This window comes from Robiginitalea sp. (assembly GCF_982776155.1).
Map to the genome: position 1 here is coordinate 176293 of NZ_CEXZKX010000001.1, position 15059 is coordinate 191351.

Consider the following 15059-nt stretch of genomic DNA (forward strand, 5'->3'; position numbering starts at 1 on the left):
GGATCGCGTCCGGGTCTTCTTCCTTTGACAAGTATTTCCGCCACTTCATCCAGGCCTTTAAAAAACAGCAGGAAAAGTTGCGTCAATCTCAATGAAAAACTACATTTGCATCCGCATTGATCCAATGGGGTCTGTGCAGGGAGAGGTGCCGGAGTGGTAACGGAGCAGATTGCTAATCTGTCGGCGGGTAACCGTCGCCCGGGTTCGAATCCCGGTCTCTCCGCAAAACCGGATGATCTGGTCGAAACGATTCCAAAACCCGGGTTTCGAATAGGAATTTGGGATTTGGAATTTGTTTTTTGATTGCGTTATCGCTTCTTGCGAAGTAGCCTTTGGCCACGCCCGGCCCGCGCGCCGGCTGGCCCATCGCTAAAAATGTCCACCGGACATTTTCTTAACGCTCTGTCCGGGGTGTAGCGTAGCCCGGTTATCGCGCCTGCTTTGGGAGCAGGAGGCCGCAGGTTCGAATCCTGCCACCCCGACGAAAGAAATCCGATGCTTTGGCATCGGATTTTTTCATTTGTGAAAGCGCAAGAGCTTGCTCTTAAGTGATAGAGCAAATGAAAAAAGCAGAACAGGCGTCAGCCTGTATCGGATTTCTTTCAGTTTCCCCCAAACTTAGGATCACGAGCGCAGCGAGTAATCCTGCACGTTCTGCCTCCCCGGCCCACGCACCGTCTGGCTCCTCACTAAAAGCGCTCCACTGGAGCCCTTTTGGCCGTTCGGCCCGGATCACGAGCGCAGCGAGTAATCCTGCACGTTCAGGAGGTAGGACTCGAAACAAACAGATGCGTTTTAGGGCATCCTTAAAATTGTTTTAAATTCGCCTTTATGAGTTTCTCCTGGTTGCGAACCCTGGGCCTGCTTTTTGGAATCCTGGTCATCCCGCATGGGATAAATGCCCAATACATCTGTAAACCCTGCAATGCTGCCTGCGATACACTGGCATTCGCCAGGCCCGGAAGCTGCCACGGTTGCGGAATGCAATTGATTCCCGGTACACAAGAGGTAGCGGATCCGATTACGTTGGAAATCGGCCATGGGAATTTTTTGGTACGGGATTCCAGGGACCCTTCCAAGCGCATCCGGGTTTTCTATTACAGGCCCGAATCCTACTCGGTTGATTCCGACATCCTGATAGTTATTCCGGGGACGGGCAGGAATGCAGATGAATACCGGGAAGCCTGGGTTCAGATGTCCGAAGCCTACCAGATACTGGTGGTTTCCCCTTCCTTCAATGAGATGTATTACGATTTTGAGGATTACCACCTGGGCGCTCTTGTTCACAGTTCCAACCTGACGGAGGCCATCCGAAGGATAGAAGGGACCAACCGGGTGGAACTCGATGAAAGCCGGTATGCCTATAAGGTCCAACCGGAGGAAGACCAATGGATTTTTAGCCAGTTCGACCAGATATTTGACAAGGTAAAGGAGGCGACGGGTTCCGTCCGGGAGACGTATGATTTATTCGGGCATTCGGCCGGGGGGCATATCCTCCACCGGATGGCGTTATTTTATACCGGCTCGAAAGCCAACCGGATACTGGCATCCAATGCGAGTTTTTACACGCTCCCAACTGAAGAATACAATTACCCGTTTGGTATTGGAAACATCCCGTTTGGGGAGGCGGGACTGGCGGGTTCGTTTGAAAACCACCTGGTTGTTTTTCTGGGTGGGGAAGACAATGCCGATGAAACCGGCGGGACTTTCCTGGTTTCCGAAAGTGCGAACCGGCAGGGGAAACATCGCCTGGAACGCGGCCGTTATTTCTACAAAATGGCCAGGCAGGTGGCCGGTGAAAATGGGATGCACTTTAACTGGAAACTGGTAACCATCCCAGGGGTAGGGCATAACCACAGCGAAATGAGCGCCGCGGCCGGGGAGTATTTATACGGGGTCCGGGATTAACCTTTTACCGCTCATTATAACCTTTCCCCATGAAGATCTTTGACCGGCACTTCTCAATCCGGGATTTCCGGGTTTTTGACTGTTTTGCCTTGCCGATATGCAACAGGTACCCCCGCTGGCGTCCGGGTGTCAGGCTGTTGAAGGCTTCCTTCAATTCCGGGTCCTCATCCAGGGCCTCCTCCAATTCTTCCGGCATGTCGAACTCATCCGTTTTCCTGTACCGGACCTTGAGACCGGCTTTTTCAACCTCAATCGCCTCGTGTACATAGGCTCTGAGACAGGGTTCCAGCGGGTCGATTTGGGAGGCGTCGGTAAATCGGACCTGCCGCGAAGACTGGACATACTCGGTCTGTTGTACCAATATCCCCTCGGAATCCTGCAGGAGCGCCCCTTTGTGGAAGAGCAGGGCGCAGTATTCCTTAAATCCGTGGATCAATACAATATTCGCTCCCCGATGCGTATAGCAGGGGACGCCCCATTTGAGTTCTTCATCCAGGCCGCACCCCAGCAGGAGGGACCGGAGTTGCCGGAAGGCCTCCTGCCAGGGACCTGATTTTTCGAAGAAAAAATTCACTTTCGGGTTCATATGCATTCCCATTTCCGGGGGAGGGGGGCTTAACCCATCTTAAAAGGTTGCCCGGTGCTCTGCAGGACGGCAAACCAGAATTCGCCCTCCATGTCGATCTTTTTCCGGCGGTCGGTCACCTTGGAGATTGGCAGGTAGACAAAACGGTTGTGGACGCGGCCGGCCACAAATTGGGTCTTCCCGGCCATGGCCCCGTGAACGGCCTGGTAGGCGAGCCGGTTGCTGAATAGGCTGTCGTTGGCATTGGCCGGGGCGCTGCGGATGATATAGCTCGGGTCGATGTACTTGATGGTGACCGGGGTCCCGGATTGGCCAAAATGCTCCTGTATCCGGTCTTTCAGCAGGATCCCGATATCCTTGTGCTTTACATTGCCCGAGGCGTCCGTAACGCGCCGGTCGTCATCGAACAGGTGTTGCCCGGCGCCTTCAGCCACCACGATTACGGCGTGGTGCTTGCGTTGCAGCCGATCCTCCAGGGCCTGCAGGAAACCACCTTCCCCTTCGAGTTTCAACGGCATTTCGGGGACGAGGACAAAGTTGACCACCGGCATGGCCAGGGCGGTGGAGGCTGCAATATAGCCGCTGTCCCGCCCCATGAGCTTTACAATGGAAATTCCGTTAAAGGCCCCGATGGCCTCGTTGTGGGCATCCCGGACAATCGGGCTCGCCACATCAAAGGCCGTTTCAAAGCCGAAAGATTTATCGATGAGGTTGATGTCGTTGTCGATGGTTTTCGGAATTCCGGCCACGGCGATGTTCAGGCCCCGCTTTGCAATTTCATCGCCGATGGCATGGGCCCCCTTGAGCGTGCCGTCCCCGCCCACGGTAAAGAGGATATCGATCCGGTTTTCCACCAGGGTATCCACCATCTCCGAGACGGGGTGTGCCCCCCGGGAAGACCCCAGGATGGTGCCCCCGAACTCGTGGATGTCCTTTACCTTGTCCGGGGTGAGTTCCATAAATTCGTGCGGGCAATCCCTGGACAACCCTTCATAGCCATAGCGCACCCCGATGATCCGTTTAACCCCGTAGAAATAATGCAGGGCCATCACCAGGCTCCGGATAACGTTGTTGATGCCCGGGCATAGGCCCCCGCAGGTGACGATGGCCGCAGTGGTTTTTCCCGGGTCAAAGAAAATAGTTTCCCGGGGCCCGGATTTTTCCAGGCACTCCGGCCGGGACCCGGACTCCCGGGCCTGTTGGAAACCGCTCAGGGATACGTCCACCAGCACGCGGTCGGACTCCCGGACAAAATTGAAGAGGTCGTCTCCCGAGTTATTGCTCAGTTGTAGGGGGGAGGGGAACCGGGCGGGCCCCAGGGAAGGGATGTCAAAAGTTTTTTTCGGATCCATGAGTGGTGGTTTTCTGGTATCGGTTCGTTAAGTACCGATTATTTAGGGAATTATTCAAATGAAGTCAAACGCGGTTAAGCACAGTCAAACGCGGAGGGGCAATTCCCGGGGGCGGTTCCCGGTGAGCCGGTAAACAGCATTGGCGATAGCCGCTGCAATGGGCCCCATGGGCGGTTCACCCACTGCCCCGGGAGCTTCGTCCCCCTGGAGCAGGACCACGTCAATTTCCCGGGGCGCATCCTGCATCCGGGCCATCCGGTACGGACCGTAAATCACCGGCAGTAGTTCCCCGTCCTCCACGTACATCTCCTCGTAAAGGGCGGCACTCAGGCCCATGATAATGCTGCCCTCGCACTGGGCCTGCACCTGGTCCGGGTTGATGACCAAACCCGGGTCAAAAGCGCAGGTAACTTTCAGCACGCGGATTGCACCGTCCTTCAGGGTCACCTCTGCCACATGGGCTACCGGCGACCCCGCGTCCGTGGAAGCGGCCAGGCCCATGGCCGTGTCCCCTTCGGCCGTATTGCGGTACCCGGAATGTTCGGCTGCCTTCCGGATTACCGCTTTCAACCGATTGCCGGCCACATCGTCCGCTATATGCGCCAGGCGAAATTCCACGGGGTCCCGCCCGGCTTTTTCGGCCAGTTCATCCATGAAGGATTCAAGGGCAAACGTATTGGTGAGGAGTCCGAGGCCCCGCCAGGAAGCGGTGGCAAACGGGAGTTCCACAAACCAGGAAACCGAACGGTAATCCGGGATGCGGCCATACTGGATCAACCCGCCCCTCCAGGCGCCGAAATCGGATCCGATCAGGTTCCGGGCAATGCCCGGGAGGGGGCCGAAGGAGTAAATGACGGACCCACTGGAGGTATTGAATTCAAATGCGGCAATATCCCCGGACTCTGAAAGGCTGGCCTCTGCCACCATGTGGGATGGCGGGCGGAATTCGTCGTTTTGGAATTCCTCCTGCCGGCTGAAAACGCATTTGACCGGCTTCCCAACAGCTTTGGATAAAACGGCAGCTTCAATGGCATGTGATGTGTTGAGCCGGCGACCAAAACCGCCGCCCAGGTGGGTAGGTACCAGGTTCACCTGTTCTTTATCCAGCCCCAGGCGCCTCGCGATCTGGCCCCGCGTATGCCCGGGAACCTGCGTAGACAGTATTACGGTGGCCGCGTTTGGCTCCACATAGGCCAGGGCCCCGTTGGGTTCCAGTTGGGCATGGGCCCCGATCGGACTTTTGAATTCCGCCCGCACAGTAGTCCTGTCCCCCGATTCAAATACCCGTTTCGGGTTTCCCCGCTTCTGGATGACGTAAGGCGTTCCCTTGCCCACTTGCACAAGCGCTTCGATATCCCGGGTCTGCCAGTGGGTTTCCGCATTCCAGGTCACCCGAATAGCGTTCCTGGCGTTTTCCGCAGCCAGGGCCGAGGTGGCAACTACGCCGACAAAGTCCGGCTCCAGGCAGATTTTCACTACCCCGGGCATCCCTTCGGCCTCGCTCGTATTAGCCGAAGCGAACCGGGCCCCGATATGGGAAGGCCTGGCCACTGCCCCATAGAGCATTTCCGGCATCTCCGTGTCCAAACCGTATATGGGGGCGCCGAATACCTTGTCGGCCAGATCCGTCCGGGGGAGGGGCTCCCCGATACATTTAAAGTCCGATGCTTGCCGGAGCGGGGGGTTGTCCGGGACCTCCCAATGGTCCAGGGAGGCGATTACCTCCCCAAAAGACATCGAACGGTTTTCGGAACGGATCCGTCCCCCTTCGGCAACGAGTCCATCCACGGGCACATCCCAGAGTTGGGCGGCGCCCTGTTTCAACATTTCGCGCAGGGCTGCGCTGAGTTCCCGGAGTACAGGCCACAGGCTGCGGATACTCGTACTTCCCCCTGTTGCCACTTCATCGACATTGCCGCTGGCAGTTGGTGCGTGAACTACCCGGATTTGCGCATAGTCCGCTCCGAGTTCTTCCGCTGCAATCTGCGCCAGGCCGGTAAAAATACCCTGGCCCATTTCCACTTTCGGGGAATTCAGGATTATCTGGTTTTCCGGGGTGATTTCGAACCAGAGGGCCGGGTCGTCGGGAGCCCCGAGGTAAGGCACATCGCCTTTGTCGATAAAGGCATTGAATTTCCGGCGAAGCGGGTTGCGCAGCAGGTAGGTGGTCCCCAGGGCGATGCCTGCCCCGCCGAGTAACGTGCGGACCACAAATTGCCGGCGTGACACCCCTTTTTTGGAATTCGACCCTGCCATTATTTCTGTGCTGTTTTTTTAATATCCGGGCGGGAAGGTACTTTCTCCGCGGCCCGGTCCGGGTCGGAGTCCTTTCCCTCCGTCACCAGGGCTGCGGCACGGTGGATGGCCCGGCGCATCCGAAAGTAGGTGCCGCACCGGCAGATATTTGTGATGGCTTTATCGATGTCGTCATTGGTGGGGGCAGGATTTTCCCGGAGCAGGGCAGCGGTGGCCATCATAAAACCGGGTTGGCAATACCCGCATTGGGGAACCACCTCTTCTATCCAGGCCTGTTGCACCGGGTGTGGAGCCTCCCGCGACCCGAGGCCCTCGATGGTGGTAATGGATTTCCCCTCGGCCATTGCCGCCGGATACGTGCAGGACCGCACCCCCCGGCCCTCAATGTGGATTGTGCACGCTCCGCAGGCAGCTTTCCCGCAACCAAACTTGGTCCCCTTTAAACCCAGGTAATCCCGGATGACCGACAAAAGCGGGATTTGCCCGTTTTCGAGCTGTATGGTCCGCTCTTCCCCGTTCACCAGAAGACGCAATGTCACATTTTCCCGATTCATGGTTGAATATAAGTGAAAGATACGCAACTTATAGCCGGCCCTTCCCGGGCTGCTCCGGGTTCAGGTGAGCACGCTGCCCGCCTGATGGATAGCATCGCCAATACCTCATTGCACAGGTTTTCCTGCATGGATTCCTACAGGTTCACCCGCCCGAACTGCATGTTTGCACCTTTTTTGCATTGGTTCACAACATTTTATTGGTTTCTTCCGGGGTTTCGGATTTATTCGTTTTATCAATTATTTAAAAAGTTTCCCTATGTACAAGCAGATCTATTTGGTGGATGATGAAAATTTGGTAAACACAATCAACACAATCCACTTTCGGCAACTGGGCCTGGAAGACAAGGTTCGTTCCTTCACTAACCCTGAATTGGCCCTGGACGACCTGAGGTTCCGGGAAGATACCAGCCAACGCACCCTGATCCTGCTGGATGTCAACATGCCCGAAATGACCGGGTTTGAGTTTCTGGAGTTTATGGAACTCGAGGAATTCGGCACCAATAACGAAGTCTTGCTCGTCACCTCTTCAGACAGTCAGGAAGACATGGAAACAGCCCGGCAATTTGCCCAGTACGTAAAAGGATTTATTACCAAGCCCCTGCGCATCGATCACCTGGAAGCCTATCTCCAACAGGCGAGTATTCCAAGCCGGTTGGTTGGATAACACCCAGATGCGGGCAATGGAGCCGCAGGGAGGGAGTTACCTGAATCCGATCTCCTCCAGGTTTTTAAAGCTGGTGGTAATGACTTCAAGCGGTTCCATCCCATCGAAGGTCATGTCCTGCTCCACAATGTAATATTCCATCCCGGCCTTTTCTTTTTCTGCGAGGATCCGGGCAAAATCGATGGTTCCGGTACCGACCGGTGCAAATCGTCCCTGCTCGTCCATGTCCTTGACATGCCAGATCTTGAAGCGTCCCGGGTATTTGTCAAAATAGGCCAGTGGGTCTGCCCCTGCACGTGTCACCCAGTACAGGTCCATCTGGAAATTGACCAGGTCCGGGTCTGTATTCTCCAGCATATATTCAATGGGCACGATTCCCTCCTCGTTGGGCTTAAACTCAAAATCGTGGTTGTGGTAAAGTAGTTCCAGGCCGGCTGCATCGCATTTTGCCGCCAGTGTATTGATGATGTCTGTCACTTCCTGAATGGTGCCCTGCATTCCGAGCGTCCGCGTTTCAGGATCGAAAGTAAAGTGGCCCATGGGGGGCACCGGGATCACGAAGTACCGGAATCCGGCGGCTTTGGTGTCGGCAATCATCTGGTCGGCGTTTTCCATTGTGACCCCACCCTGGTGTACGCTCAGGGGCTGCAGCCCCAACTCCCCGAGGTAGGATTTAAACTCCTCCGGCTCCATGCCGTAAAACTTTCCATCGGCATAATTGGTGCCTTCAATGTTTACATAGCCGATGTCGGCTACCTGCTTTAATGTGCCTTTCGGGTCTTCATCCATCAGGTTGCGAACCGTGTAGAGTGTGGCTCCCGGTGCGGGCTGGCCCGCATCCCCACCACATGAGGAAACGAGCAGCGCTGCAAAGAGGCAGCAGGAGCTCAGGACGAAGGAAATAGAATGTTTTTGCATAGCTGGTAGTTGTTTTAGTTTGGATAGTTTCTTGCCCGGAAGTTACGTACCGGAAGTCGCTTGCCCGGTTGACGTTCAACCGGGACCTTAAAGATAGGGTTTTTAGGGATTCCCGGGAGGTGCGGCACGACGGGAATCGGAGGCTGCGGTGATACCTCGGCAGCATCGGGTGTGCGTTGGGGGCATCGGTGACGCGTCGGAAGCATCGGTGACGCGTCGGAAGCATCGGGTGCCGGCAGCTTATCTTTCGTTGCCCAGCCCGTTGAGGAATGCTTTGAATTCCGGGGTGTCGTAATCGCGCATGCCTTCAAACCGGTAAATCGTATCCATTTGTGGCGGGACCAGGAAGGTCACCGGGATACTGCGGGAATATAGATATCCGGGCTCGGCCGATGCCAGGGTATATACAGGGAAGGCATACCCTTTGCGCGCCTTAAAGGCCTTTGCCGTTTCAAAATCGGCATCCGTGGAGATCATCACAAAGGCGATGTCGCCGCCGGATGCTTCGTACAGGCTTTCGATTCCGGGCATTTCCGCGATGCAGGGGGCGCACCACGTAGCCCATTTGTTGATAAATGCCGTTTGGTTGCCCATGGCTTCCGGGAGGGATACCACGCGGCCCGTTTCATCCACCAGCTGCAGTTCCCGGGCCATATCCGGGGTAAAAGGCTGGGGGGTAAAAACATCGGGGTGCACGGAACGGGGGGTCCGCAGGCCCCATTCGAGCAGCCGGTAATTGATTCCCTGTACCAGGCGCTTGTAGGTGCCGGTGGCGATGAGAATAGCTGCAATGGCCAACAGCAAACCGATGCGAATCCCTGTTCTTTTTGAAAGTTTCATGCTTTTCCCGATGACGCACTTTGCTTCACAAAAGTACATGGAATTTCCCGGGGCGCCGATTGCGATTTCCACGGGCCTTCCAATAATCTCGCGTACTTCGGCTTGGGGGGCTGCATTTCCGGCTGGAATTGTATTTTTAACCCCAAAACCACTCCGCATGAAAATTATATCCTGGAACGTCAATGGCATACGCGCAATTTCCGGCAAGGGATTCGCCGGGCATATTGAAGACCTGGACCCGGATGTCCTGTGTTTGCAGGAGATCAAGGCAGATACCGAAATCGTGGAGGAGATAGCCGGTCAGCTCCCGGGATACGCTGTTCACGTACACCCGGCTGAAAAAAAAGGGTATTCCGGTACGGCCCTGCTGCTTAAGAATGCGGAAGCGGGGGTAGACCGCGGGCCGGAAACCGACCTGCTTCAGGGCGAAGGCCGCATTCTGCGAGCGGACCTCGGCGATTTCAACCTGGTAAATACGTATGTTCCGAACTCTGGAGCCAACCTGAAACGACTGGATTTCCGGGAAGAATGGGATGCGGCCTTCCTGGAATACCTCAACGGGCTGCGCGACCACAAACCGCTGGTTCTCTGTGGCGACCTGAACGTGGCGCACCGGCCGATAGACCTGAAAAACGACAAGGCCAACTACAACAAGACGGCCGGGTATACCCAACGGGAGATCGACGGAATGGACCGGCTGCATCAGAGCGGCCTGATCGACATCTTCCGGAAACGCCACCCGGACGAGGTGGCCTATACTTACTGGAGTTACCGTTTTGGCGCCCGGAAACGCAATGTGGGGTGGCGGCTCGATTATTTCCTGATCAGCCCCGAGTTGGAAGGCCGCGTTGCCGGTACGCCCATTTATCACAACATTGAAGGTTCGGACCACTGTCCGATTGGATTGGAGTTGGATGCCTGAGTGATTATCGGGCTATGACATTTATCATAGCCCCCTGGCAGGTAAATTATTATATTGTTCATTAATCAACATAAGATGCCAGTCTCCATGAAATCAAACACATCTGAACATATCGGAAACCTGGGAGACCGCGAGGCTCGGGAAGTGCTCCGTCGGAATTTTATCGGCTCGCTCGCTTACCTGGCCCAGGGCGTCCCCCATGTACTCCCCATTACGTATTTCTATGACGAAGAATCCGGCTCCCTCATCAGTTACAGTTCAGAGGGCCATAAAATTAGGGCAATGCGGGAGAACCCTGCAGTGGCCCTTGGCGTATACGAAATGGATACCGGGGCGCGATGGAAATCCGTCATGGTCCACGGCAGCTACCTGGAGTTGAGTCAAATCGACGCCAAAACCTACCTCAAGCGATTCTCCGGGGGAATCCGGAAGATACTGGCAGCCCGTGGTGTTGACGGCCAGGCGTTCATCCAGGATTTTTCGAGTAAGGCGCGTGACGGCCAGATCCCGCTGGTTTTTTGTATCCGGATCGAGGACTGGACGGGGAAATGCCGCCATTCCTAAAGCGCGCCTACGGGCTGTCCAACCTCCCCTGAGCCAACCTATCCGTACGGCCGGTTGCCCGGTCTGCCCGAAATAGTTACATTTAGGGAATTCCAACAGTCGGACACCTATGGATAAAGATTCCCGCCAGGCGCATGCCACCCGTTATTGGAAAGCCAACCTCAGAATTGTCGCGGTACTCCTGCTTATTTGGTTTGCCGTTTCTTTCGGTGCAGGCATCCTGTTGCGCGAGTGGTTGGACCAGTTTCGCCTGGGCGGCTTTGGCCTGGGGTTCTGGTTCGCCCAGCAAGGGTCCATCTATGTTTTTGTAGTCCTGATTTTCGTCTATGTCTACCTGATGAACCGGCTGGACGCCAAATACCGATTCGACGGATAACCATGCAATCCAACCAAACTTTGTAAGCCTTGGACGTTCAAACCTGGACCTACCTGCTGGTCGCCCTTTCCTTTGCCCTGTACATCGGCATCGCCATTTGGTCGCGTGCCGCATCCACCAAAGATTTTTACGTCGCCGGGGGAGGCGTTTCCCCCCTGGCCAACGGGATGGCCACCGCCGCCGATTGGATGTCGGCCGCGTCGTTTATCTCCATGGCCGGCATCATCGCCTTTGCGGGATACGACGGCTCGGTATACCTGATGGGGTGGACAGGCGGCTACGTGTTGCTCGCCCTGTTGCTGGCCCCTTACCTGCGGAAATTCGGGCGCTTTACGGTTCCCGATTTTATCGGGGAGCGCTATTACAGCAAAACGGCCCGGATTGTTGCGGTGATGTGTGCGCTCCTGGTGTCCTTTACCTATGTAGCCGGGCAAATGCGCGGGGTAGGGGTGGTCTTTTCCCGTTTCCTGGAAGTGGATATCAACACGGGCGTGATCATCGGGATGGTGATTGTACTGTTTTACGCAGTCCTCGGGGGGATGAAGGGGATTACCTATACGCAGGTGGCCCAGTATTGCGTACTGATCTTTGCCTTTATGGTACCGGCCATATTTATCTCCATCCAGATGACCGGGAACCCCGTCCCGCAAATCGGTATGGGATCTGCCCTTGCCGACGGGTCGGGCACCTACCTGCTCGATAAACTGGACGGGCTCTCCACGGAACTCGGCTTTGCCGCTTACACAGACGGGACCAAGAGCCTGACCGACATTTTCTGCATCACCCTGGCCCTGATGGTGGGAACGGCCGGCCTGCCGCATGTGATCGTCCGGTTTTTCACCGTGCGCCGGGTACGCGATGCCCGGAAATCTGCCGGCCTGGCATTGTTGTTTATCGCCATCCTCTATACCACGGCCCCGGCCGTTTCGGTTTTTGCAAAAACCAACCTGCTTAAGACAGTCAGCGACCGCCCCTATGACGAAATGCCTGCCTGGTTCAAAAACTGGGAGAAAACGGGATTGCTGGTCTTCGAGGATAAAAACGCTGACGGCCGGGTACAGTATGTGGCCGGGGAGTCCAACGAATTGATAGTAGACCGGGATATTATGGTGCTGGCCAACCCTGAGATTGCCGCCCTGCCCGCCTGGGTGATTGCCCTGGTGGCCGCCGGGGGTCTCGCTGCAGCGCTTTCCACGGCTGCGGGCCTGTTGCTGGTGATCAGTTCCTCGATTTCCCACGACCTGATCAAGAATGTCTTCCGTCCCGACATCACCGAAAAGCAGGAACTTTGGCTGGCCCGGGGGGCCGCGACGGTTGCTGTGGTCATTGCCGGGTATTTCGGGATCAACCCGCCGGACTTTGTCGCAGCGGTGGTGGCCCTGGCTTTTGGCCTGGCCGCCGCCTCCTTTTTTCCGGCCATCCTCCTGGGCATATTTTACAAACGGATGAATAGCAAGGGGGCCGTTTCCGGCATGGTTGTGGGCATTTCCCTGATGTTGTTTTACATGCTGAAATTTAAATTCGGACTCTTTGACGGGGGGAAAGAGGCGGTGGACGCCCTGGAACCCGAGTGGTGGTTCGGGGTTTCCCCGGAAGGCTTTGGTTCCCTGGCCATGGTGGCCAATTTTGCCACGGCCCTGCTGGTGAATGCCTTTACGGCACCGCCCCCTCAAGATGTGCAGGACCTGGTGGAAAATATCCGCACCCCTGAGGGCGCACCGCCTGCCGGCGGGCACTGAAACCCCGGGCCAATTTCCAATCTTTTGCTACCTTTAAACCCCGCCGGTTTCTTCGCGGGACAAACTAAATAAACACCATGAGTAACTACCATATCAAACACCTGGAGGAGTATTTCCAGGTGTATCGCAAATCTGTACGGGACCCGGAAGCCTTTTGGGAGGAAATCGCCGAAGAGCACTTTGTCTGGCGAAAGAAATGGGACCGGGTTTTGCGCTGGGACTTCAAGAAACCCGAAGTGGCCTGGTTTGAAGGAGCCCGGCTGAATATTACCGAAAACTGCCTGGACCGGCACCTGCCTGTGCGGGGCGATAAAACCGCTATCCTCTTTGAGCCCAACGACCCGTCCGGGGAGGCCCAGCACATCACCTATAAGGAATTGCACGAACGCGTGTGCCGGATGGCCAATGTACTGAAGGAACACGGCGCGAAAAAGGGCGACCGCATCTGCATCTACCTGCCGATGATCCCGGAACTGGCCGTCGCTGTACTGGCCTGTGCGCGGATCGGGGCCATCCACTCCGTGGTTTTTGCCGGTTTCTCCTCCAACGCGCTGGCTACCCGCATCAACGACAGCGATTGCAAATTGGTCATCACCTCCGACGGTTCTTACCGGGGTGCAAAAACCCTCAACTTGAAAAGTATCGTGGATACGGCCCTGGAAGATTGCCCGGGGGTGGATACCGTACTGGTGGCGCGGCGCACCGGGGAAGAGGTAGCCATGAAGGACGGCCGGGACAAATGGCTGCAGCCCCTGTTGGACGAGGCGTATGCGGATTGCGTGGCCGAAATCTTGGATGCGGAAGACCCGCTCTTTATCCTGTATACCTCCGGTTCCACCGGCAAACCCAAGGGGATGGTACACAGTTGCGGGGGGTATATGGTCTACACGGCCTATACATTTAAGAATATTTTCCAGTATCGGGAACAGGACGTGTACTGGTGCACGGCGGATATTGGTTGGATTACCGGCCATTCCTACATCGTCTACGGCCCGCTGGCCAACGGGGCTACCACGGTGATGTTTGAGGGGGTGCCTTCCTATCCGGACTACGGCCGGTTCTGGGAGGTGGTGGAAAAACACCAGGTGAACCAGTTTTATACGGCACCCACGGCCATCCGCGCCCTGGCCAAGGAAAGCCTGGACTATGTGGAGAAGTACGACCTGTCTTCCCTGAAGGTCCTGGGCTCTGTGGGGGAACCCATCAACGAGGAAGCCTGGCACTGGTACAACAACAACATCGGGCGGAACAAGTGCCCGATTGTGGATACCTGGTGGCAGACCGAAACCGGGGGGATCATGATCAGCCCCATCCCGTTTGTCACCCCCACCACGCCCACCTTTGCTACCCTGCCGTTTATCGGCATCCAGCCGGCCCTGATGGACGAGGAAGGGAATGAGATCAAGGGGAACCAGGTAAGCGGCCGTTTGTGCATCAAATTCCCATGGCCCTCCATGGCCCGTACCATCTGGGGCAACCACGATCGCTACCGGGACACCTATTTCTCGGCCTATGCGGACAAATACTTTACAGGGGACGGCGCCTCAAGGGACGCCGTGGGTTATTACCGGATTACGGGTCGCGTGGACGATGTGATCATCGTGAGCGGACACAACCTGGGGACTGCGCCCATCGAGGACAGCATCAACGAACACCCGGCTGTGGCCGAATCGGCCATTGTGGGCTTTCCCCACGACGTCAAGGGGAACGCGCTCTATGGGTTTGTCATCCTTAAGGAAACCGGGGAATCCCGGAACCGGGAAAACCTGCACAAGGAAATCAACCAGCAGATCACCGAACAGATCGGCCCGATTGCCAAGCTGGACAAGATCCAGTTTGTCCCCGGCCTGCCCAAGACCCGGAGCGGCAAGATCATGCGTCGGATCCTCCGGAAGATTGCCGCCGGCCAGACCGACGATTTGGGGGATATCAGCACGCTGCTGAACCCCGAAGTCGTCCAGGAGATCATCGACCAGGCAGAAGTATAGGGGTTATGCGGCCCAATGTCGCAGGAATGTTTAGTTTTGCAAAAAATTATTCTGCCCGGCAGGCCCAGTACCAACTGCCGGTCCCATTGCGGTCGCGTAGCTCAGCTGGATAGAGCATCTGCCTTCTAAGCAGACGGTCCCAGGTTCGAATCCTGGCGCGATCACTTAAAGCGCAAACCCCGCAACGCAAGTTGCGGGGTTATTGTTTTACTTCGCGTCAAAAGCTCGCTTTTGTAAGCGGAGGAGAACAATAACCCGACATTGCTGACAAGCAATGGGGGTTTGCATTTTCAGGCGGGGACGCATTCAGGATCACGAGCGGCAGCGAGTAATTCTGTTTCAGGCGGGGACGCATTCAGGATCACGAGCGGCAGCGAGTAATTCTGTTTCAG

13 protein-coding genes and 3 tRNA genes are annotated in these 15059 nt (G+C 56.2%); 10 read left to right on the forward strand and 6 right to left on the reverse strand.

Annotated features, from left to right (window positions below; genetic code table 11):
- Nucleotides 1-139: 139 nt before the first annotated feature.
- The 3 genes from AC3DKS_RS00675 (at nucleotide 140) to AC3DKS_RS00685 (ending at nucleotide 1908) form a co-directional block, all read left to right on the forward strand.
- Nucleotides 140-223: transfer RNA gene (locus AC3DKS_RS00675), tRNA-Ser, on the forward strand.
- 184 nt (nucleotides 224-407) lie between these two features.
- Nucleotides 408-482 (forward strand) — tRNA-Pro (locus AC3DKS_RS00680).
- Between the two features lie 349 nt (nucleotides 483-831).
- Nucleotides 832-1908: a hypothetical protein gene (locus AC3DKS_RS00685; protein ID WP_272608176.1), complete on the forward strand. Its 1077-nt coding sequence runs from the start codon at nucleotides 832-834 to the stop codon at nucleotides 1906-1908.
- A 4-nt stretch (nucleotides 1909-1912) separates the two neighbouring features.
- Here AC3DKS_RS00685 and AC3DKS_RS00690 read toward each other — a convergent pair whose 3' ends face one another.
- From AC3DKS_RS00690 to AC3DKS_RS00705, 4 genes are all read right to left on the reverse strand, one after another.
- Complete coding sequence (locus AC3DKS_RS00690) at nucleotides 1913-2494, reverse strand: YdeI/OmpD-associated family protein (RefSeq protein WP_272608177.1); 582 nt, start codon at nucleotides 2492-2494, stop codon at nucleotides 1913-1915.
- A gap of 29 nt (nucleotides 2495-2523) precedes the next feature.
- Entirely contained in the window at nucleotides 2524-3846 is a 1323-nt protein-coding gene (locus AC3DKS_RS00695) for an ATP-dependent 6-phosphofructokinase (RefSeq protein WP_015754569.1), read from the reverse strand.
- Nucleotides 3847-3930: 84 nt separating this feature from the next.
- Nucleotides 3931-6102 carry a xanthine dehydrogenase family protein molybdopterin-binding subunit gene (locus AC3DKS_RS00700; RefSeq protein WP_272608178.1) on the reverse strand — a complete coding sequence of 724 codons (2172 nt, stop codon included), beginning with the start codon at nucleotides 6100-6102 and terminating at the stop codon, nucleotides 3931-3933.
- On the reverse strand, nucleotides 6102-6641 hold the full coding sequence (locus tag AC3DKS_RS00705; protein WP_336298654.1) for a (2Fe-2S)-binding protein: 540 nt from the start codon (nucleotides 6639-6641) through the stop codon (nucleotides 6102-6104). The genes AC3DKS_RS00700 and AC3DKS_RS00705 overlap by 1 nt, the downstream gene beginning before the upstream one ends.
- A 271-nt stretch (nucleotides 6642-6912) precedes the next feature.
- On the opposite strand from AC3DKS_RS00705, the gene AC3DKS_RS00710 reads away from it, so the two are divergent.
- Nucleotides 6913-7320: a response regulator gene (locus AC3DKS_RS00710; protein WP_015754572.1), complete on the forward strand. Its 408-nt coding sequence runs from the start codon at nucleotides 6913-6915 to the stop codon at nucleotides 7318-7320.
- A gap of 36 nt (nucleotides 7321-7356) precedes the next feature.
- On the opposite strand, the gene AC3DKS_RS00715 is transcribed toward AC3DKS_RS00710, so the two are convergent.
- The gene (locus AC3DKS_RS00715) at nucleotides 7357-8238 is read right to left on the reverse strand and encodes a sugar phosphate isomerase/epimerase family protein (RefSeq protein WP_272608182.1); all 882 of its coding nucleotides are present in this window, start codon (nucleotides 8236-8238) and stop codon (nucleotides 7357-7359) included.
- 240 nt (nucleotides 8239-8478) lie between these two features.
- On the reverse strand, nucleotides 8479-9078 hold the full coding sequence (locus tag AC3DKS_RS00720) for a TlpA family protein disulfide reductase (RefSeq protein WP_272608184.1): 600 nt from the start codon (nucleotides 9076-9078) through the stop codon (nucleotides 8479-8481).
- A 157-nt stretch (nucleotides 9079-9235) separates the two neighbouring features.
- Here AC3DKS_RS00720 and AC3DKS_RS00725 point away from each other — a divergent pair, with 157 nt between their 5' ends.
- The 6 genes from AC3DKS_RS00725 to AC3DKS_RS00750 all read left to right on the forward strand — a co-directional run bounded on the left by AC3DKS_RS00725 (nucleotide 9236) and on the right by AC3DKS_RS00750 (nucleotide 14831).
- Entirely contained in the window at nucleotides 9236-10000 is a 765-nt protein-coding gene (locus AC3DKS_RS00725; RefSeq protein ID WP_015754575.1) for an exodeoxyribonuclease III, read from the forward strand.
- An 87-nt stretch (nucleotides 10001-10087) separates the two neighbouring features.
- Nucleotides 10088-10564, forward strand: a complete 477-nt coding sequence (locus AC3DKS_RS00730; RefSeq protein WP_272608187.1) for a pyridoxamine 5'-phosphate oxidase family protein — start codon at nucleotides 10088-10090, stop codon at nucleotides 10562-10564.
- A gap of 109 nt (nucleotides 10565-10673) precedes the next feature.
- Nucleotides 10674-10940: a DUF4212 domain-containing protein gene (locus tag AC3DKS_RS00735; protein ID WP_015754577.1), complete on the forward strand. Its 267-nt coding sequence runs from the start codon at nucleotides 10674-10676 to the stop codon at nucleotides 10938-10940.
- Nucleotides 10941-10969: 29 nt separating this feature from the next.
- Nucleotides 10970-12679 (forward strand): sodium:solute symporter family protein, encoded by a 1710-nt coding sequence (locus AC3DKS_RS00740; RefSeq protein WP_272608189.1) that lies wholly within the window; start codon nucleotides 10970-10972, stop codon nucleotides 12677-12679.
- 77 nt (nucleotides 12680-12756) lie between these two features.
- Nucleotides 12757-14667 (forward strand): acetate--CoA ligase, encoded by a 1911-nt coding sequence (acs, locus tag AC3DKS_RS00745; protein ID WP_272608192.1) that lies wholly within the window; start codon nucleotides 12757-12759, stop codon nucleotides 14665-14667.
- A 90-nt stretch (nucleotides 14668-14757) separates the two neighbouring features.
- A tRNA-Arg gene (locus tag AC3DKS_RS00750) sits at nucleotides 14758-14831 on the forward strand.
- The last annotated feature ends 228 nt before the right edge of the window (nucleotides 14832-15059 follow it).

Excerpts from the sequence above, each read along its gene's own strand:
- AC3DKS_RS00685 (WP_272608176.1), top strand. The coding sequence starts at position 832 with ATGAGTTTCTCCTGGTTGCGAACCCTGGGCCTGCTTTTTGGAATCCTG.
- AC3DKS_RS00690 (WP_272608177.1), bottom strand. The coding sequence starts at position 2,494 with ATGAACCCGAAAGTGAATTTTTTCTTCGAAAAATCAGGTCCCTGGCAG.
- AC3DKS_RS00695 (WP_015754569.1), bottom strand. The coding sequence starts at position 3,846 with ATGGATCCGAAAAAAACTTTTGACATCCCTTCCCTGGGGCCCGCCCGG.
- AC3DKS_RS00700 (WP_272608178.1), bottom strand. The coding sequence starts at position 6,102 with ATGGCAGGGTCGAATTCCAAAAAAGGGGTGTCACGCCGGCAATTTGTG.
- AC3DKS_RS00710 (WP_015754572.1), top strand. The coding sequence starts at position 6,913 with ATGTACAAGCAGATCTATTTGGTGGATGATGAAAATTTGGTAAACACA.
- AC3DKS_RS00715 (WP_272608182.1), bottom strand. The coding sequence starts at position 8,238 with ATGCAAAAACATTCTATTTCCTTCGTCCTGAGCTCCTGCTGCCTCTTT.
- AC3DKS_RS00720 (WP_272608184.1), bottom strand. The coding sequence starts at position 9,078 with ATGAAACTTTCAAAAAGAACAGGGATTCGCATCGGTTTGCTGTTGGCC.
- AC3DKS_RS00725 (WP_015754575.1), top strand. The coding sequence starts at position 9,236 with ATGAAAATTATATCCTGGAACGTCAATGGCATACGCGCAATTTCCGGC.
- AC3DKS_RS00730 (WP_272608187.1), top strand. The coding sequence starts at position 10,088 with ATGAAATCAAACACATCTGAACATATCGGAAACCTGGGAGACCGCGAG.
- AC3DKS_RS00735 (WP_015754577.1), top strand. The coding sequence starts at position 10,674 with ATGGATAAAGATTCCCGCCAGGCGCATGCCACCCGTTATTGGAAAGCC.
- acs (WP_272608192.1), top strand. The coding sequence starts at position 12,757 with ATGAGTAACTACCATATCAAACACCTGGAGGAGTATTTCCAGGTGTAT.